The sequence below is a fragment of the Planomonospora sp. ID67723 genome (assembly GCF_015711605.1).
Taxonomy (GTDB): domain Bacteria; phylum Actinomycetota; class Actinomycetes; order Streptosporangiales; family Streptosporangiaceae; genus Planomonospora_A.
The window spans coordinates 314,991-333,651 of record NZ_JABTEZ010000001.1 but is presented as its reverse complement, the minus strand read 5'-3'; the positions used below and the strand labels follow the sequence as shown (position 1 = coordinate 333,651).

Sequence of the window (18,661 nt, the reverse complement as noted above, 5' to 3'; positions counted from 1 at the left end):
CCCACGGTGCTCGCACTGCTCGTGCTCCTCGTGGTGATCGGCTCCCTGATCTCCTGAGCGCCTCCTACCAGGCATACTCCTCGGGAGCCGTCTTGAAGCCGGGGAAGATCTCGTCGAGGCGGGCCAGGGCCTTCTCGTCGAGCTCGATCTCCAGGGTCTTGACGGTGCCGTCGAGCTGCTCCAGCGTGCGCGGACCGATGATCGGCGCGGTGACCGCCCGCTGGTGCAGCAGCCAGGCCAGGCCGACGTTGGCCGGGTCCTCGCCGAGCTCGTCGCAGAAGGCCTCGTACCGCTCGATCTTGTCGCGGTGCTTGCCCAGCTCCTTGACCATGGTCTCCGAGGCCGAGCGGCCCTTGTCGATCTTCCGCAGGATGCCGCCGAGCAGGCCGCCCGCGAGAGGGCTCCACGGGATCAGGCCGAGCCCGTAGTCCTCGCACGCCGGGATGACCTCAAGCTCGGCGGCACGGACGAGCAGGTTGTAGTGGGACTGCTCGGAGACCAGGCCGACGCTGTTGCGGCGGCGGGCGGTCTCCTGCGCCTTGGCGATGTGCCAGCCCGCGAAGTTGGACGAACCGACGTACAGGATCTTGCCCTGCTGCTTCAGGATGTCCATGGCCTCCCAGAACTCCTCGAACGGGGTGTTCCGGTCGACGTGGTGGGCCTGGTACAGATCGATGTAGTCGGTCTGCATGCGCTTGAGCGAGGCGTCGCAGGCCCGGCGGATGTTGAGCGCCGAGAGCCGGTCCTCGTTGGGCCAGTCGCCCATGCCGCCGTAGAGCTTGGTGGCGATGACCGTCTTCTCGCGGCGGCCGCCGCCCTGGGCGAACCATCGCCCGATGATGTTCTCGGTGATGCCCTCGCCCTTCTTCCAGCCGTAGACGTTGGCTGTGTCGAAGAAGTTGATCCCCAGGTCGTGGGCCCGGTCCATGATCGCGAAGGAGTCTTCCTCCGTGGTCTCGGGGCCGAAGTTCATGGTGCCCAGGCAGAGCCGGCTGACCTTCAGGCCGGTACGGCCAAGCTGCGTGTAATCCATGGATTCCACCCTAGGTACCTGGAGTGCACTCCAGGCGAGTCATGCTTCGGGGGGTCCGGGCGTGTGCCGCCTGCGGACCCCCATCCCTCAGCGAAGGCACTCCTTCTTCGCTCGCGGCGTACAGCCCTCGGGCAGGGCGGGGGCGTCGTCGGTCCAGCCGATCCGCCGCACCAGCCGGGAGAAGGCCACGCCTCCGGCCGGAAGGCCCTTCAGATCGGGCACGGGCGCGGTGAGCACCTCCTCCAGCGCCAGGGGGTCGCCCGTGGCGCGGTCGATCACGATCCGCTCCGCGTACGGCCCGCCGGTGTCGCGCGTGAGGGCCAGGCCCGCCCGCCCCCCGACGTCCCGGACGTCGTCGGCGACCCGCACGTCCGGCAGGGCGGACAGCATGCGCAGGGCGGCCGCCCGGACCGGAGGGGTGGCCGGGACCTCGGTGAGCAGGCGCGTGCCCACCCACCACACGATGTCACCGTCCGAGGGGACGTCCCCTCCGGCGGGGGCGTCGCTGTTCTCGATCCCCTTCAACGCCGCCGCCCAGCGCGACATGATCTCCGCCTTCAGCTCTGCCGGATCCTGCGGCAGCCTGCGGAGCTCCCGCGGGCTCAACCGGACGCTGGACAGTTGGTAGTCGCCCGAGGAGACCGGAATGTACCGGGTGCGGCCGTAGGGGATCTGGTCGTTCTCGCAGTTGCTGTCCGTCCCGCAGATCCGGGGCGAGCCCGCCTTCTCCCATGCCGCCCGGTCGGCGGCGGTGAGGGGCTCGGCCCCGATCGCGGAGGCCTCGGTGGCGATGGGGCCGTCCGGACCCGCCCAATGGACCTCCCTGCCCCGGTCCTCGACCAGGAACGCCCCCCCGTCGAACGACGACCGGGCGAACCGGTCCATCTCCACGCGCCAGTTCGCGCGCCCGCGCTCCTCCCGCCGGGCCAGCCGGTCCGCGACGGCGTCGAGCACTCCCCCGGCACTCACTCCCGCACTCGAACGGGCGCTCGGACCGGGGCCCGGATCGGTGGCCGCGACCGTCACACCGCCTCCCGTCCCGTTCCTCGCGCCGTCTCCCAGCCGGGGGACGGCGACGGCAGCGCCGATCACCGTGACGGTGGCCGCGGACGCGGCCACCGTCACGATCCCCGCCCACGCGGGGGAGCGGCGGCGACGGGGGCGGAACACGCGGGCCCTCGCCTCTGCGACCGTGCCGGCCGCCGGGAAGGGGACGTCGGGCATCACGTCGTCGATAATCTTGAAATCGTCCATCAGATCTCCACTCCCAGCCAGCCGCGCAGTTTGGTCCTGGCCCGGCTGAGCCGGGATGCCACGGTGCCGTAGGCCACCCCGAGGGCCTCAGCGATCTCCTCGTAGGTGAGCCCGCCGTAGGCGGAGAGCAGGATCGTGTCGCGTTCCCCGCGTGACAGCCGCGCCAGCGCCCCCGAGAGCCGGCCGACCGTCACCCCCGCCGTGACGCGGTCCGCCACCCGCTGGTCGTGGCCGTCGTCGTCCGGGTCCGGCCCGGCCTTGGCCAGGATCCGGTAGCGGCGCAGCTCTGCCCGGCGGTGCCGGCCGATCAGGTTGGTGGCGATGCCGTACAGCCAGGGCCGCACGGCGCCCCGCGCGGGATCGAACCGGTCGCGCCGGCGGAAGGCGATCAGGAAGGTATCGGCCGCGAGATCCTCGGCGATGTCGAGGTCGAGCCGCCGCCCGATGTAGCGGCGGATCTCCTCGTAGTGGGCGTCGAACACTGCGCCGAACCGCTCGGGGTCGGCGATCGACGCCTCGTCGGGAACTGTGATCATGCAAGGGTCTCCCCTGCCGGAGGAACAGGACACTCTTTCTTCTCCACAGCCCGCCACCCCTTCCCGGGTTTTCCGATCCGGAGCCGGGATCATCGGTGGGATCCTCGCTCAGGCCGCCTGCCGCGGTCAGGCGATGCGGTGGGCGGTGACCTCGTGGCCGCTCCAGAGCATCGCGATTTCCCGGGCCGGCTCGCCGACGAACGTCAGCTCGACCTCGCCCTTCATCCTGGCGAAGTAGTGCGTGCGCGACATCGGCCGCAGCTCGGTCTTCTTCAGGCCGTGGACCTCCACCATCAGACTCTCCCCCTCCGCCGTCACCTCGATCGTCGAGGTCCGCCCCATGAACGAGCACTCGTAGCGGCCCACGTAGGAATCGAACACCGCAGGGTCGGCCGGGACGAAGACCCGCTCGCCCGGCGGCTCGTACGGCTCGCCGCGGGCGATCGCGGCCAGCCCCGCCTCGATCTCGGCGTAGGCGGCGTTCTCGAAGTTCGACAACACGATCACGGTCAGGTCGTCGGCCGGGTAGTGCGCGGTGACGCTCACGTAGCCGATGGTCCCGCCGGAGCTCTCCACGCGGTCCCCGGAGGACGTGCAGCCGTAGGCGTAGCCGTCGACGTATGGGGTGACCAGCCGCTTGAGCGACGCTCGGCCGAGGACGGCGCCCGCCTTCAGGCCGCGGACCCAGGCGAGCATGTCCTCGGCGGTGGCGTGCAGGGCCCCGGCGGCGTACTGGTTGGAGTTGTCGAGGTACGGGGTGCGGCCGACCTGCCCGTCCTGGGACATGTAGCCTTCCGCGTGGCCGGGGAGCACGTCTCCGTGGCGGCCCAGCCCGCTGCGGTCCATGCCGAGGGGGGTGAGGATCTCCCGCTGGACGTAGCCGCCGTAGGACTGCCCGGTGAGGCGCTCGATCACGGCGCCGAGCAGCACCCAGCCGGAGTTGCTGTAGCTCATCCGCGCTCCGGGGGCGAAGAGCGCCGGGCGGTCGCGGAAGCTCGCGATCAGTTCCTCGGGCGTCCGGGGCAGGCCCATGATCCGGGTGAAGTCCTCGGTGGTGATGTAGTCGGGGATGCCCGAGGTGTTGGTCAGCAGGTGGTGGAGGGTGATCCGGTCCCCGCCGGGGTAACCGGGCAGTACCGCCTCCAGGGGAAGACCGACGTCGAGCATGCCGCGCTCCTGGAGCTGCAGAATCGCGATCGCGGTGAACGTCTTGGTCTGGGATCCGATGCGGAAGGCCGTCCGCGGAGTGTTGGGCAGGCCGTGCTCATGGCTGGCCAGGCCGTATCCCTTGGACAACAGCACCCGCTCGCCCCGGGCGGCCAGTACGGACCCGCTGAAGCGGCCGAGCCGCGCGTACGCCCTCACCAGGGCGTGCATCCGGGCTCCGATGCGCCAGTTCATCGCCTCTCCTTAGTCAAGAATGAATACTCAACGTTGAGTATTAGGGCATGCGGGCCCCGATATAGTCAAACTTGAATATCCACGGTTGAGGGAGTGCGGTTGTCCTCCAGCACGCGCATGCTCGTCCTCGGGCTGCTCCAGCAGCGGCCCATGCACGGCTACGAGATCACCCAGCTCATGGCCGAGGCCGAGCTGGACCGGTGGACTCCCGTGTTGCCGGGCTCGGTCTACTACGCGCTGAACAAGCTGGAGAAGGACGGCCTGGTACGGACCGAGGCCGAGGAGCGGACCGGCGACCGGCTCAGGAAGGTCTATGCGATCACCGAGGAGGGCCGGGCCGAGCTGAACCGCCTGCTGCTCGACGCCCTGGCCCGACCACCCCACGGGGTCCAGTCGGCCCTGGCCCTCGCCGCGACCTGGATCCACCTGCTCCCCCGGGAGGCGGCTCTCGCCCGGCTGGCGCGGGCGGAGGCCGAGCTGGCGGCGGCCCGGGAGCACACCGAACGGGGACGGGAGTTGAAAGCGGGCATCTCCCCGATGGCGGCGGCCCTGTTCGACAACGCCGCGGCGATCCTCGACGCGGACGAGCGCCTCCTGCGGCGCCTGCGCGAGCTGCTGTCGGGGCATGATGGCTGAATGCGGAGCAGTGCGGGGGATGCCCTGATTCGAGGGATCGTCGCGGCCGGGATGGTCGCGGCGATCGCGTTCGCCGGGGCCGGCGCGTGGGCGGAGACGGGGTCCGCGGCGCAGGCCGTACCGGTTGAGGGGGAGGGCGAGCGAGTCCTCTTCCGGTTCCGGGACGAGCGGATCACCGAGTCGAGCGGGCTGGCGGTCTCGCCGACGCACGAGGACGTCTACTACACCCACAACGACAGCCTGGCCGGGCCGGTCTTCTTCGCGGTCGGCGGCGACGGGCGGACCCGGGCGACGTTCACCCTGCAGGGTGCGGTCGCCCGTGACTGGGAGGGCATGGCGGCGTCCACGGACCCGGAGACCGGGCGGAGGGTGCTCTGGTTCGCCGACATCGGCGACAACTTCGACGGGGCCTGGCCCGACATCTCGGTCTACCGGGTGCACGAGCCCGCCTCGCTGCGGGACGCGACCCTCCCGGCCGTGCGCTACCGCTTCCGCTACGAGGACGGCGGGCACAACGCCGAGGGCGTCATGGTCCATCCCCGTACCGGGCGGCTCTACATCGTGAGCAAGGAGTTCTCCGGGTCGGTCTACGCGGCCCCGAAGCGCCTGCGCACCGGCAGGACCAACATCCTGCGCCGGGTCGGCTCCGCGCCGATCATGGCGACCGACGCCGCCTACGCCCCCGACGGGTCGAGTTTCGTGATCCGCACCTACTTCTCCGCCACGGTCTACAGCGCCCCCGGCGAGCAGCTCGCCAAGGTGACGATGCCGCAGCTGGAGCAGGCCGAGTCGATCGCGTACACAGCCGACGGCACGGCGCTGCTGACCGGTACCGAGGGGGCCGGCAGCCCGGTCTACCGGGTGCCGCTGCCCGAGGAGGCCCTCCGGGCGGCGGCACCCACGCCGACGCCCGCCCCGGAGCCGAGCACCGCTCCGGAAGCCGGTGGAGAGCCGGCGAGGGGCGGCGCGGAGGCGGCGGACGGCCAGGACGGCGGGCAGGAGGGTGACGCGGGGGTGCCGGCCGGGGCCGTGGCGCTCTGGCTGGCCGTGGCGGTCGGCGCCACCGGTGTCATCGCCTTCATCGCACGCCGGACCCGTTGAGGTCGGGGGCGGATACTCAGCGTGGATTGAGTAGTTCACCGCAGGTCGCCTGCAGGTGGCGGGGTACATCCTGTATGCCATGCACGCCGACCGACCGCACCCCGGCCCGCCCCTTCCCTCGGGAGAGGTGAGCTGCCCGGAGTGCGACCTGCGCATCACCGGGCCTCAAGACCGTTGCCCGCGCTGCGCGCTGCCCCTGCGGGGATCCGCCGCGGCCGAGCTGTGGCGGCTCGACCAGGCGCTGGCCGAGATCCGGGTGCGGGAGGCCGGACTGCTGGCCCGCCGGGGCGAGGTGCTCGGCGCGCTCCGGGCGGAGCGGGCCCGCAGGGAGGAGCCCCCGGGGGCCGTCCCGGGAGCGGGAGCGGACGCGGGAACGCGGTCCGGTTTCCCGGCCGCGGCTCCGGCGGCCGGGGCGGCTCCCGGACCGGGGAGACCGCGCGGGGACTTCTCGCCGAAGGCGGTGCAGAACCTGCTGCTCACTCTCGGCGGCCTGCTGCTGGCCGTCGCGGCGGTCGTGTTCACGGTCGTGAGCTGGGGCCATCTCGGCATCGGCGGGCGGGCCGCGGTCCTGGCCGGCTTCACCGCGGTGACCATGGCCGTGCCGGGAGTCCTGGTACGGCGCGGCCTGGCCGCCACCGCGGAGACCGTCGCGATGCTCGGCGTCGCCCTGCTCCTGCTGGACTGCTACGCGGCCCGGCAGGCCGGGCTGGCCGGGATCGACGACCTCTCGGGCGGCGGCTACGCCGCCGGGTCGTTCGCCCTGGTCGCGCTCGTCGCGGCGGGATACTCGCGGCTGCTCCCGCTGAGGCTGCCGATGCCGGTGGCGATCGTCCTGGCGCAGCTTCCGCTCCCGCTGCTGGCGGCGGACCGGACGGCGACCTGGGTCACCGCCGCGCTCGCGGCGACGGCCGCGGCCGACGCCGCCCTCCTGGTGCTCACCGCGGGGAAGGCCGGGTCCGTCCAGAAGGGGGAGGCGGCGACCGAGGAGGGCGCGGGTGCGCCGGAGGCCGGGGACGGGAAGGGGCATGCGGGTTCCGTGGCGGACCCCGGCGCGGGTGCCCGGCCGGTGGGGCGCCTGCCCGGAATCCGCGGAACGGCCGCGACGGCGTTCGGGATCGTGTGGATGTCCGGGCTCCTGTTCGGCCTCCTGGACTCCGGCCTGGTGCCGTACCTCTCTCCTGCCGAGTGGCCGGTCTCCCTGATCAGGGGCGCGTTGCTGGCCGTACTGGCGGTGACCGGGATCGTCGTGGCGCTGCGGTCCGCCGGGGGCCTGCGCGAGCTCCTGGCGGCGGCGTCGGCGGCCGTGCTGGCCGCCGGGGCCGCGACGCTCTTCCTCCCGCTCGTCCACCCGGCGTGGCAGGCGCTCGCGTACACCGTCGCGGGCCTGGCCGTCGCCGCCGCGGCGCTGTACCTGCCCGGCCCGGCCGGGCCCTCGATCCGTTCCACCGGCGCGTTCACCGGCGGTGCCGTGGCCGTCCTGACCCTGCTCCCGTTCTGGGAGGACGTCACCCTCACGCTGACCGGGCCGTTCGACCGGCTGGACGGGATCTGGGCGGGGGCGCACGCGTACGGCGAGGAGTGGTTCTCCGCGTCCCCCGCCCCGGTGGTCATCTTCTGGCTTCTGACGGCCGCCTCGGTGGCGATGGCCCTCCGGCAGGCCGCCGGCCCCGCGGGCGGGGAACCGGCGGGACCCGCGGAGCCCGTGGAAGGCGGCCAGGAGACGGCGGAGGCCGCGGAGGGCGGCCGCGAACCGGCGAGGAGCGGAAGGCGGCCGTTCGGCGCCGCCGCGCTGGCCTTCGGCACGCTCGGCTCGGCGCTCGCGCCGGCCGCCTTCGGCTGGGGCCACCCGGCCGGGCTCGCGGTCCTGCTCGCGCTGGCCGCGGCGTTGACGGCCGGAGCGGCACTGGCCGGACGACCGGGATCGGCGGGGGCCCCCGCCTCCGGCACGTCCACCTCCGGGACGCCCATCCCCCGCACGCCCATGGCCGGGACTCTCACGGCCTTCGCCGGGGCCGTCACCCTGCTGGCCGCCGCCGCGGCCCTGACCGAGCGGGCCACCACCCACGCCGGGCTCGTGATCCTCGCCCTCGCCTGGGCTGCGGCCGCCTACGGGGGCCGGACACAGGTCGTGCGCGCCACCGGGGCCGGGCTCGCCGCCCTGCTCCTGGGCGGAGAGGTCCTGGCGGTCGAGGCCGGGCTGGGCTGGCCTGCCCGGTACGCGGCGTTCGGCCTGCTCGCCGTCGCCTGCCTGGCGGCGGCGGTGGCGGGATGGGCACAAGGACGGGCGCAGCGGCCGTACACCCCGAAGCCGGGGCAGCCGGAGCGGCTCGAGCGGGCGGAGCGGGCAGGGGGACCGAGCACGGCCGAGGGGACCGGACGGCGGTACCGGGCGGCGGACGCCGCGATCGGGTTGGAGGCGGCGGGCTACCTCCTGGCGGCCTCCGGGCTGGTGCTGTCCGCCCAGGGCACCCTGGTCCTCGGCGTCCCGGACCTGCCGATGCTCAGCCTGGCCTGCGCCGTCGTCGGCGTGCTGCTGTCCGGCACCGCGCTGCGGCCCGACCGGCGGCCGGCGGTGTACGGAGGGACCGGGTTCCTGCTGGCCGCCACCTGGCTGCGGCTGCTCGCCTCCGACATCGATGTGGTCGAGGCGTACACGGTGCCGTTCGCGCTGGTCCTGCTGGCCTTCGGCTGGTGGAGGACACGCGGCGGGGAGGCCTCCTCCTGGGCCGCCTACGGCTCCGGGCTCGCCTCCGGCCTGCTGCCCAGCCTGGTCGCGCTGCCCGCCGGCGACGGCTGGGTCCGGCCGCTGCTGCTCGGCGTGGCCTCGCTCGCGGTGCTCCTGACCGGGACCCGCTTCCGGCTCCAGGCCCCGGCGGTGCTCGGCGGTCTGACCCTGGCCGCCGTCACCCTGCACGAGCTGGCGCCCTGGATCGCCCAGGCAGTCCTGGCGGTGCCGAGGTGGGTGCCCATGGCGCTGGGCGGGTTGCTCCTCGTGGTGGTCGGTGCGACCTACGAGGCCCGCCTGCGAGAGGTGCACCGCCTGCGGGCGGCCCTCATCCGAATGCGGTGACCGAAACCCGAATGCGGTGATCGAACCGGGCGGCGAAGTCATGGGGGCTGGATGTCCGGTCCCGGGGGTTGCGATGTCCGGCGCGGGGATTGCTGAGCGCAATACTTATCGCGCTCAGCAATCCCCGCGCGACGGATCCTTGTCCGTGGGCGCTGTCCACGGGCGCTGTCCCCGGGCTCTGTCCACGGGCTCTGTCCACGGGCGCTGTCCGTGGGCTCTGGCACGGCGCAGACCAGCCGATGGCCGAGTGCACGGGACGTTCCCGGACGGACTCCCTCTTCTCCTGGGAACGGCTTGCCGCTAGCTTTCGGAGATGCGCGTTCTGGTGACCGGAGCGTCCGGTTTCGTCGGCTCACACGCGGTGGCGGCGCTGCTCGCCGCCGGGCACGAGCCGCTCCTCCTGGTGCGCGATCCGGACAGGACGCGCCGGATCCTGGGCAGGGTCGGAGTCGTCGAGCCGGTCCCGCTGCACCGGGCCGACATCCGCGACGCGGCAGCCGTACGGGCCGGGCTCGAACGGTGTGAGGCGGTCGTCCACGCCGCCGCAGAGATCGGCGTCGTCGGCCGGGCGGACGATCTGGCCGGGACCAACGTGGCCGGGCTGAGGAACGTCCTCGGGCAGGCCGCCGAGCTCGGTCTCGACCCGATCGTGCACGTCTCCACCGTCGCGGTGTTCGTCCCGCCGGCCGGGCCGGTGATCACGGCGGGGAGCCCGCTCTCCTCGCCGCGCAGCGCCTACGGCAGGTCGAAGGTCTCCGGCGAGCTCTACGCGCGCGAGCTGGCCGGGCGCGGGGTCCCGGTCACGATCGTCTACCCGGGCGGGGTCGTCGGACCGCACCAGCCCTCGCTGGACGCGCTGATGGAGGGGCTGCGCGCCGGTCTCGACCAGGGCTGGCCGATCACCTCGGGCGGGGTCGGCGTGGTCGACGTCCGCGACCTGGCGACGGTGCTGGCCCGCGTCCTGGAACCGGGCCGGGGGGCGCGCCGGTTCATGCTGGGCGGGCACTTCCTGACCTGGGCGCAGCTCGCCGACGTCTGCGACGAGGTCACCGGGGGCCGGTGCCGCAGGTACGGCGTACCCGGCAGGCTGCTGCTGGGCGTGGCGGCGGTGCTGGATCTCCTCAAGCGGGTCAGGCCCTTCGGCTACCCGCTGACCAGGGACGCGGCGGAAATGATGACCACGATGGTGCCCGCCGACGACGAGCCCACCCTGGCCGAGCTGAAGGTGGACCTCCGGCCGGTGCGGGAGAGCGTCGCCGACGCGATCCGCTGGCTCGCCGAGGAGGGCCACCTCGCTCCGGCGAAGGCCGGCCGGCTCGCGGACGGGGCCGTGTCGTGAGCGGGCCGTGTCATGCCCGTGCCACGAATGCGGCGGGCCGCGTCACGAACGCGCCGGGCCGCGTCACGGATTTTCGAGAGGACACATGATGAAGGTCGGGATCGTGGGCGCGGGCATCGTCGGCCTGGCGGTGGCCAGGGAGCTCGCGCTGACCCGCGGCGCCGAGGTGACCGTCCTCGACAAGGAGGACCGCGTCGGCGCGCACCAGACCGGGCACAACAGCGGGGTCGTGCACGCGGGCATCTACTACCGGCCCGGCTCGCTCAAGGCGACGCTCTGCCGGGAGGGCGTGGCCCTGCTGCGTGAGTACTGCGCCGAGTACGCCATCCCCTACGACGAGGTCGGCAAGCTCGTCATCGCCTCCACTGCCGCCGAGCGGTCCGGCCTGCGGGCCATCGCCCGGCGCGCCCGGGAGAACGGCGTTCCCGGCATCGCCGAACTGGACGCGCTGGCCCTGCGCGAGATCGAGCCGCACGCCGTCGGAGTGGCCGCCGTGCACTCCCCGCACACCGCGATCGCCGACTTTCCCGCGGTCGCCCGCCGCCTGGCCCGCGACGTCGAGGAGAACGGCGGCTCGGTACGGCTCTCGCATCCGGTCCGCGCGCTCCGGCAGACCGCGGGCGGGGTCGAGGTGCTGGTGGACGGGGCGGCCGGGCGTCGCAGGATGGGCTTCGACCAACTGATCGTCTGCGCGGGACTCGGCACGGACGCCGTCGCCCGGATGGCCGGAGCCTCCGGAGAGGTGCGGATCATCCCCTTCCGGGGCGAGTACTACGCGCTGGCCGGCCGGGCGAAGGACCTGGTCCGCGGGCTGATCTACCCGGTGCCCGACCCCCGCTACCCGTTCCTCGGTGTCCACCTGACCCGCAGGATCGACGGCGAGGTGCTCGTCGGCCCCAACGCGGTGATGGCGCTCGCCCTGGAGGGCTACTCCTGGCGCGACGTCGACCTCGCCGACCTGTGCAGGATCGCGGCCTGGGCGGGCACCCGGCGGATGGCCGCCCGGCACTGGCGGACCGGGGTCAGGGAGGTGCTCGGCTCCCTGGCCAAGGGGGCGTTCCTGGGCGCGGCGCGCCGCTACGTCCCCGCCCTCACCGCGGACGACCTCGTCAGGACGGCCGGCGGCGTGCGGGCGCAGGCCGTGGCCCGCGACGGGAGCATGGCGGACGACTTCGTCGTCGACACCTACGGCCGGATTACTTTGGTGAGGAATGCCCCATCTCCTGCCGCTACGTCAAGTCTGGCCATAGCCAGACACTTGGTAGGGATAACCTCTGATCTGACTTCTTAACGGCTTTCTCCTGTGGGCGGGTGAAGATAATTCTCGTGAGCGAATCACCCGAGGCCCGCCTGCTGATCGTCGAGGACGAACCCAACATCCTCGAACTGCTGGCCGCGAGCCTGCGCTTCGCCGGATTCGGGGTGAACACCGCGGGCAACGGCACCGACGCGGTCGCCGCCGTCCAGCGTCACCGTCCCGACCTCATCGTGCTCGACGTGATGCTCCCCGACATGGACGGTTTCGACGTCGTACGGCGGCTGCGCGGCGGGGGCACCGACACGCCCGTGCTGTTCCTCACCGCCCGTGACGCCGTAGAGGACAAGATCCGCGGTCTCACGGTGGGCGGGGACGACTACGTGACCAAGCCGTTCAGCCTGGAAGAGGTGGTGGCCCGGATCCGGGCCGTGCTGCGCCGTACGGGCGGGGGAGAGCTGCACGCCCGGCCGCCCCGGCTCACCTTCGCCGACATCGAGCTCGACGAGGAGAGCCACGAGGTCTGGCGCAAGGGCAGGGCCGTGCCGCTCTCCCCGACCGAGTTCAAGCTGCTGCGCTACTTCATGGCGAACGCGGGGCGGGTGCTGTCCAAGGCGCAGATCCTCGACCACGTGTGGGACTACGACTTCCGCGGCGACGTCGGGATCGTGGAGTCCTACGTCTCCGTGCTCCGCCGGAAGATCGACAACACGGACCCCCGGATGATCCACACCCTGCGCGGAGTCGGGTACGTACTCCGCCTCCCGCCGGGTCCCTGATGTTCGACCGGACGCCTCTGCGGGTCAAGCTCATCCTGGTCGTCCTGGTGCTGCTGGCCATCGCGTTGACCCTGATCGGCGTCGGCAGCGTCTCGGTCATGCGGGGGTACCTGGTCGACCGGGTGGACACCCAGATCGACATCACCACCGGGAACCTGCTGCGCCGCCTCAACCGTCCCGCCCCCTTCGACCTGGCGAACAAGATCATGCCGCCTGACATGAGGGCGGAGCTCCGCGGCCCACGGGGCCGGGTGATCGTCCCGCTCAGCGGAGCGGACGTGGAGGGCAAGCCGGTGCCGCCGCTCCCCGCCGACCTGGGGACGGAGCCGCGCGAGATCGACGGATGGCGGATCCGGGTGACCCCGCTGGAGACCGGCGGCAGCCTCGTCGTGGCCGTCGACATGGCGGAGGCACGGCAGATCGTGGGGCAGCTCGCCCTGGTGGTGGTCCTCGGCGGCGGCGGGCTGATGCTGGCGCTCGCCGGGGTGGGCGTGGCGGTCATCCGGCGGAGTCTGCGCCCGCTGGAGGAGATCGAGCGCACCGCCGAGGCCATCGCCGCCGGCGACCTGAGCCGCCGCGTCCCCGACGCGGACCCGAACACCGAGGTCGGCCGTCTCGGCCGGTCGCTGAACGGCATGCTCGCCCAGATCGAGACGGCCTTCCAGGCCCGGTCGGAATCGGAGCGCGCGGCCCGCGGATCCGAGGAGCGGATGCGCAGGTTCGTCGCCGACGCCTCGCACGAGCTCCGTACGCCGCTGACGTCGATCCGCGGCTTCGCCGAGTTCTACCGCCAGGCACCCGACATCGACCCCGCGCCGCTGATGAGCCGGGTGGAGTCGGAGGCGGTCCGGATGGGCCTGCTCGTGGACGACCTGCTGATGCTCGCCCGGCTGGACCGGCAGCGGCCGATGGCCATGCGCCCGGTCGACCTGCTCGCCATCGCGGCCGACGCCGTGCACGACGCCCGGATCCTGGCGCCGGACCGGGAGGTCACGCTCTCGGTCGACGGTGCCGCGCTGATCGTCTCCGGTGACGAGGTACGGCTCCGCCAGGTCGTGGGCAACCTGATGACCAACGCGCTCACCCACACCCCGGAGGGCACGCCCGTGCGGATCACGCTCCGCGCGCAGGGCGGGACGGCCGTCGTCGAGGTGGCCGACGAGGGACCGGGCCTCACCGCCGAACAGCGCGAACGGGTCTTCGAGCGGTTCTACCGCGTGGACTCTGCCCGAGGTCGTCGCGACCCGTCCGGCGGGGGCAGCGGGACCGGGCTCGGCCTGTCGATCGTGGCTGCGATGGTCGAGGCGCACGGCGGGACGGTGGACGCCGACTCCGCCCCGGGCGCGGGCGCCGTCTTCCGCGTCCGCCTTCCCCTGGCCGCCGTCGGCTGAAGCGGCTCTGCCCGGCCGGCGTCCCGTCCCCCGTGGCGTGAGGGCCGCCCGTGGCCGGTGATTCCTCTCAGGAAACGTTCAGCCGCCGCTGAGCCGCTCCCCAGGGAGGTGAGCGAGCCTCATGGATGTGCTGGACAGAGTTGAGGCCCGCCTGCTGGTGGTGGACGACGAACCGAACATCCGGGAGCTGCTCTCCGCCAGTCTGCGCCTGTCGGGGTTCGAGGTCATGACCGCGGCGGACGGCAGGGAGGCCGTGCAGTTCGCCGAGAGGATCCGCCCCGACCTCGTGGTGCTCGACGTGATGCTGCCCGACATGGACGGGTTCGCGGTGGCGGGGAAGCTGCGGGAGATGGGCGGTCAGATGCCCGTGGTCTTCCTGACCGCGCGGGACGGCACCGACGACAAGGTGACCGGACTGAGGGTGGCCGACGACTACGTCACCAAGCCCTTCAGCCTGGAGGAGGTCCTGGCCAGGATCCGGGCCGTGCTGCGCCGTACGCGAGGCGACCTCGACCTGCCCGTCCGGCTGCGCGTCGGTGATCTGGAGCTGGACGAGGAGGCCCACCAGGTGTGGAGGGCCGGGGAGATGGTGCGGCTCTCGCCGACGGAGTTCAAGCTCCTGCACTACTTCATGATCAACGCTGGCAGGGTTCTGTCCAAGGCGCAGATCCTCGACCACGTGTGGAACTACGACTTCGGCGGCGACGCCGGGGTCGTCGAGTCCTACGTCTCCTATCTCAGGCGGAAGGTCGACACCTCCGAACCCCGGCTGATCCATACCCTGCGCGGGGTGGGATACGTTCTGCGGCCGCCGCAGAGTGATTGAACTTTCAGCGGATATTCAGGTTGGCCGGATCTGGCCCTGAGCTTGGTGCGGTCCAATGAGGGAAGCACGACCCCAGATCGCCCCGGAACAGGCGGAAGGTCCGGGGCCCCTCTCCAGCTGCGGGGGAGACGGGCCCGTTCACGGTCCTCCCGGCGAAGCCGGGGTACAGGCCCCATCGCTCTACCGAGTTCGCCCCCGTGACCCGGTCGAGCGGTGGGGCTTCATCATGTCCGGCGTCTTCTGATGTCTAGGGCCGGTTCTGTCGGGAATGACCGGTCCTGTGGATGGGAACGGCGGCCTGCTGGAGGCGTTGCGGAAGCTGCGGCGCCATCTCGACCGTGACCTGTTCCCGCTCGAGGTCGGAGACGCCGAGGCCGACCGCCGGGCGTCGCGGGAGCTGACCGGCCAGCTCGACGACTACCTGATCCCCCGTCTGAGCGCGATCGACGCCCCGCTCCTGGCCGTCGTCGGCGGCTCCACCGGGGCGGGGAAGTCGACGCTGGTGAACTCCCTGGTCGACGCCGACGTGACCGAGCCCGGCGTGCTGCGCCCCACCACCCTGGCCCCCACGCTGGTGACCAGCCCCGCCGACCTGGCCTGGTTCACCGGCCAGCACATCCTGCCCGGCCTGTCCCGGGTCACGGGAGGCCGCCCGCGCGGTCCGGACGGCTCCGCAGGCGCCGGTGAGCCGGGCACACTCCGGGTGGTCGTGGCCGAGACGCTCCCGCCCGGCCTGGCCCTGCTCGACGCGCCGGACATCGACTCGGTCGTCACGGCCAACCGCGAGCTGGCCTCCCAGCTCCTCGCCGCCGCCGACCTGTGGCTGTTCACCACCACCGCCTCCCGCTACGCCGACGAGGTGCCCTGGAGCTTCCTGCGTGCGGCCCGGGAGCGGAGTACGGCGCTGGCCGTGATCCTGTCCCGCGTCCCGCCGGAGGCCGTGGGCGTGGTCGCCGGGGATCTGACCCGGCTGCTGGAGGCCAACGGGCTGGGCGGGACGCGTCTGTTCGAGGTGGCCGAGCTGGTGCTGCCCGAGGAGAACGCCCGGCTGCCCCGCGCCGCCGTCCGGCCGGTCATCGACTGGCTGACCGGCATCGCGGCCGACGCCCAGTCCAGGGCCGACGTGGTCCGCCAGACGCTGTCGGGGGCGCTGGAGAGCCTCGCCACGCGGGTGCCCGCGCTCGCCGACGCGGTGGACCGCCAGCGCGCCGGGGCCGAGGAGCTCGGCTCGGCGGTCGGCGCCGCCTACGCCGCCGGGATGGCCTCCTTCGACGAGGGCATGCTGGACGGATCGCTGCTCCGCGGCGAGGTGCTGGCCCGCTGGCAGGACTTCATCGGCACCGGCGACCTGATGCGCTCCCTGGAGAGCCGGGTGGGGTGGCTGCGCGACCGGATCGTCTCGCTGTTCACCGGCCGGCCCGCGCCCGAGAGTGAGCTGCGGGTGGCGCTGGAGCACGGGGTGGAGGCACTGGTCAGGGCGTCGGCCGACGGCGCGGCCGAGCGCGCGCTGGAGTCGTGGTCGTCCCTGCCCGCCGGGCGGGCCCTGCTGGAGGAGGCCGGGGCCGTCGAGGCCGGACGCCTCGGCAGGGCCTCGCCGGGTCTGCGCCGGGCCGCCGAGGCGGCGGTCCGAAGCTGGCAGGGGTACGTGCTCGACCTGGTCAGCCAGGAGGGCGCGGAGAAGCGGACCACCGCCCGGGTCGCCTCGTTCGGCGTCAACGGCGCCGGGCTGCTCCTCATGATCGCGGTGTTCGCCTCCACCGGCGGTCTGACCGGGATCGAGGTCGGCATCGCCGGGGGCACCAGCGTGCTCAGCCAGAAGCTGCTGGAGGCCGTCTTCGGCGACCAGGCCGTCCGCACCCTGACCATCAAGGCCCGCGACGACCTGCGCACCCGGGTCGAGGGCATCATGAAGGAGGAGGCCGCCCGGTTCACCGCCCTCCTCGACGCCGTCCGGCCCCCGGCGGAGACCGCCCAGGCCCTGCGCGCCGCGGCGCAGGCCGTACGGGAGCACCGGGGCGAGCTTCCCGGGGAGCGCCGCGGACCGGCCGGTGATCCCGGTGGCGGGCTCTCTGCGGAGAGCGGGGACGGCCGGTGAAGCTGCTGCGCCGCAAGGGCGCGATCTCGCTGGACGACCGGCTGGCGGCGCTGGAGCTGGCCGCGGACCTGGCCGACGGGCGGCTGGACGCCGCCGCGGTCGCCGAGGCACGGGCCGTGGTCTCCAGGGCGGGGGTACGGCGGAGCCTCTCGGTGGACCACACGGTGGTCGCGCTGGCCGGAGCCACCGGGAGCGGCAAGTCGTCGCTGTTCAACCTGCTGTCCGGAACCTCGCTCGCCACGGTCGGCGTGACCCGGCCGACCACCTCCACCGCGCAGGCCGCCCTGTGGGAGGGGGCCGGGTCGGGGCCGCTGCTCGACTGGCTGGAGATCCCCAACCGCCACGAGGTGGACGGCGGAGGCCGCGGCCCGGGGGAGGCCGGGAGGGACGGCACGGCGGACGGCGGGGGAGGCGGCGCGGCGGGTCACGGGCCGGACGGGTCGGAGGGCATGGCCGGGCTGGTCCTGCTCGACCTGCCCGACCACGACTCGATCGAGCTGGCGCACCGGCTGGAGGTGGACCGTCTCGCCCGCCTGGCCGATCTGCTGGTGTGGGTCCTCGACCCGCAGAAGTACGCCGACGCGGCCGTCCACGACCGCTACCTCAAGCCTCTGGCCCGGCACCGCGACGTCACGGTGGTCGTCCTGAACCAGATCGACCGGCTCTCCCCGGCGGCCGCCGAGCGGTGCCTGGCGGACCTGCGCCGGCTGCTCGACGCCGACGGGCTGGCCGGGGTGCCGGCGCTCGGCGTCTCGGCCCGCACCGGAGCGGGCGTTCCCGAGCTGCGCGCCCTGCTGGAGTCCCGGGTCGCCGACCGGCGCTCCTGGGCCGACCGCCTGGCGGCCGATGCGGTCGCCGCCGCCGACCTCCTGGACCGCGCCTCGGCGGGAGGCGGCCGGACCGGGCCGGACGGCGATGCCGCCGGGGCCGGGCGAGGCGGGCGTCCGGGGACCGCGACGCCGGGGGCGGCCGAGCCCGCGAAGACCCAGCAGGTCTCCACGGACACCTTGGCCAGGCCGCTGACCTCGGCGCTCTCGCAGGCCGCCGGGGTCCCGCTCGTGGTCGCCGCCGTCGCGAAGGCGCACCGGCACCGCTCGGTCGCCGCCACCGGCTGGCCGGTCACCCGGTGGATCCGCCGGTTCCGGCCCGATCCGCTCCGCCGCCTCCGCCTGGGTACGGCTTCCGGCACCGACGGCCGCCGGGCCGGGCCGGACGCCGACCTGGCGGGAGACACGACGGGAAGCATCGAGGCGGGCGCAGCGAGGGGCGTCCGGGGAGGCGCACCCGAGGCGGCGGGGGCAGTGACGGGGGCAGTGGTGGGGCGGACCTCGATCCCGGCCGCCACCACGGTGCAGCGCTCCCAGATGGACATCGCGATCCGGGACGCGGCGGCGGCCGCCTCGGCGGGGCTTCCCGAACCGTGGGCGGCGGCCGTACGCCATGCGGCCCGATCGCGCGCGGGCGAACTGGAGGACGGGCTCGACCGGGCCGTGGCCGTCACCTCGCTCGGGGCCTCGCGCAGGCCCGCGTGGTGGCGGGTGGCCGGGGCGGCGCAGTGGCTGGCGCTCGCGGCGACGGTGGCGGGCGCCCTCTGGCTGCTGGGCCTGTTCGCCCTGGACTACCTCCGCCTGCCCGAGCCGCCGGTGCCGACCGCGGGTGAGGCGCCCTGGCCCACCCTGATGCTGCTCGGCGGCGCGCTGCTCGGCGTCGTGATCGCGCTGCTGTCGCGGGCCGTCGCCTGGCTCGGCGGCCGCCGCCGTGCCCGGAAGGCGGGCAGAGCGCTGCACGTGAGCGTGGAGCGGGTCGCCCGCGCGCTCGTGCTGGACCCGGTGGAGGAGGAGTTGTCCCGCCACCGCCGCTTCACCGAGGCGGTCGCGGCCGCCCGGCGCTGATCGGCGGTGTTCACGTCGGCCGTCTGGACGCCGGTGGGGGGCGACCACTCCGG

Annotated in this window: 14 protein-coding genes; 10 read left to right on the top strand and 4 right to left on the bottom strand. The window is 73.6% G+C overall.

What is annotated here, in order from left to right:
• Positions 1–64: 64 nt before the first annotated feature.
• The 4 genes from HS041_RS01475 to HS041_RS01460 form a co-directional block, all read right to left on the bottom strand.
• Positions 65–1,033, bottom strand: a complete 969-nt coding sequence (locus HS041_RS01475) for an aldo/keto reductase (RefSeq protein WP_196438717.1) — start codon at positions 1,031–1,033, stop codon at positions 65–67.
• A gap of 87 nt (positions 1,034–1,120) precedes the next feature.
• Positions 1,121–2,287, bottom strand: a complete 1,167-nt coding sequence (locus HS041_RS01470) for a hypothetical protein (RefSeq protein ID WP_196438716.1) — start codon at positions 2,285–2,287, stop codon at positions 1,121–1,123.
• Positions 2,287–2,823 (bottom strand): RNA polymerase sigma factor, encoded by a 537-nt coding sequence (locus HS041_RS01465; protein WP_196438715.1) that lies wholly within the window; start codon positions 2,821–2,823, stop codon positions 2,287–2,289. The genes HS041_RS01470 and HS041_RS01465 overlap by 1 nt, the downstream gene beginning before the upstream one ends.
• A gap of 126 nt (positions 2,824–2,949) precedes the next feature.
• Positions 2,950–4,224 carry a serine hydrolase domain-containing protein gene (locus tag HS041_RS01460; RefSeq protein WP_196438714.1) on the bottom strand — a complete coding sequence of 425 codons (1,275 nt, stop codon included), beginning with the start codon at positions 4,222–4,224 and terminating at the stop codon, positions 2,950–2,952.
• 99 nt (positions 4,225–4,323) lie between these two features.
• Here HS041_RS01460 and HS041_RS01455 point away from each other — a divergent pair, with 99 nt between their 5' ends.
• From HS041_RS01455 to HS041_RS01410, 10 genes are all read left to right on the top strand, one after another.
• The gene (locus tag HS041_RS01455; protein WP_196438713.1) at positions 4,324–4,860 is read left to right on the top strand and encodes a PadR family transcriptional regulator; all 537 of its coding nucleotides are present in this window, start codon (positions 4,324–4,326) and stop codon (positions 4,858–4,860) included.
• On the top strand, positions 4,861–5,961 hold the full coding sequence (locus HS041_RS01450; RefSeq protein ID WP_196438712.1) for a hypothetical protein: 1,101 nt from the start codon (positions 4,861–4,863) through the stop codon (positions 5,959–5,961).
• Positions 5,962–6,040: 79 nt separating this feature from the next.
• Positions 6,041–9,031 carry an SCO7613 C-terminal domain-containing membrane protein gene (locus HS041_RS01445; RefSeq protein ID WP_196438711.1) on the top strand — a complete coding sequence of 997 codons (2,991 nt, stop codon included), beginning with the start codon at positions 6,041–6,043 and terminating at the stop codon, positions 9,029–9,031.
• A 313-nt stretch (positions 9,032–9,344) separates the two neighbouring features.
• Positions 9,345–10,370, top strand: coding sequence for an NAD-dependent epimerase/dehydratase family protein (locus HS041_RS01440; RefSeq protein ID WP_196438710.1), 1,026 nt, complete (start codon positions 9,345–9,347; stop codon positions 10,368–10,370).
• Positions 10,371–10,458: 88 nt separating this feature from the next.
• A complete protein-coding gene (gene lhgD / locus HS041_RS01435) occupies positions 10,459–11,661 on the top strand; it encodes an L-2-hydroxyglutarate dehydrogenase (protein WP_196440718.1) in 1,203 nt (400 codons plus the stop codon).
• Between the two features lie 35 nt (positions 11,662–11,696).
• A complete protein-coding gene (locus HS041_RS01430; RefSeq protein WP_196438709.1) occupies positions 11,697–12,404 on the top strand; it encodes a response regulator transcription factor in 708 nt (235 codons plus the stop codon).
• Entirely contained in the window at positions 12,404–13,795 is a 1,392-nt protein-coding gene (locus HS041_RS01425) for a sensor histidine kinase (protein ID WP_196438708.1), read from the top strand. Before HS041_RS01430 ends, HS041_RS01425 begins: the two co-directional genes overlap by 1 nt.
• A gap of 121 nt (positions 13,796–13,916) precedes the next feature.
• Positions 13,917–14,621 carry a response regulator transcription factor gene (locus tag HS041_RS01420; RefSeq protein ID WP_196438707.1) on the top strand — a complete coding sequence of 235 codons (705 nt, stop codon included), beginning with the start codon at positions 13,917–13,919 and terminating at the stop codon, positions 14,619–14,621.
• A 280-nt stretch (positions 14,622–14,901) separates the two neighbouring features.
• Positions 14,902–16,716: a GTPase family protein gene (locus HS041_RS01415; RefSeq protein WP_196438706.1), complete on the top strand. Its 1,815-nt coding sequence runs from the start codon at positions 14,902–14,904 to the stop codon at positions 16,714–16,716.
• Positions 16,713–18,608 (top strand): GTPase, encoded by a 1,896-nt coding sequence (locus tag HS041_RS01410; RefSeq protein WP_196438705.1) that lies wholly within the window; start codon positions 16,713–16,715, stop codon positions 18,606–18,608. The genes HS041_RS01415 and HS041_RS01410 overlap by 4 nt, the downstream gene beginning before the upstream one ends.
• Positions 18,609–18,661: the final 53 nt, after the last annotated feature.

What these genes read in the sequence shown, in the direction of transcription:
- HS041_RS01440 (WP_196438710.1), top strand. Translation starts at nt 9,345, where the DNA reads ATGCGCGTTCTGGTGACCGGAGCGTCCGGTTTCGTCGGCTCACACGCG.
- HS041_RS01450 (WP_196438712.1), top strand. Translation starts at nt 4,861, where the DNA reads ATGCGGAGCAGTGCGGGGGATGCCCTGATTCGAGGGATCGTCGCGGCC.
- HS041_RS01445 (WP_196438711.1), top strand. Translation starts at nt 6,041, where the DNA reads ATGCACGCCGACCGACCGCACCCCGGCCCGCCCCTTCCCTCGGGAGAG.
- HS041_RS01470 (WP_196438716.1), bottom strand. Translation starts at nt 2,287, where the DNA reads ATGGACGATTTCAAGATTATCGACGACGTGATGCCCGACGTCCCCTTC.
- HS041_RS01420 (WP_196438707.1), top strand. Translation starts at nt 13,917, where the DNA reads ATGGATGTGCTGGACAGAGTTGAGGCCCGCCTGCTGGTGGTGGACGAC.
- lhgD (WP_196440718.1), top strand. Translation starts at nt 10,459, where the DNA reads ATGAAGGTCGGGATCGTGGGCGCGGGCATCGTCGGCCTGGCGGTGGCC.
- HS041_RS01475 (WP_196438717.1), bottom strand. Translation starts at nt 1,033, where the DNA reads ATGGATTACACGCAGCTTGGCCGTACCGGCCTGAAGGTCAGCCGGCTC.
- HS041_RS01460 (WP_196438714.1), bottom strand. Translation starts at nt 4,224, where the DNA reads ATGAACTGGCGCATCGGAGCCCGGATGCACGCCCTGGTGAGGGCGTAC.
- HS041_RS01465 (WP_196438715.1), bottom strand. Translation starts at nt 2,823, where the DNA reads ATGATCACAGTTCCCGACGAGGCGTCGATCGCCGACCCCGAGCGGTTC.
- HS041_RS01425 (WP_196438708.1), top strand. Translation starts at nt 12,404, where the DNA reads ATGTTCGACCGGACGCCTCTGCGGGTCAAGCTCATCCTGGTCGTCCTG.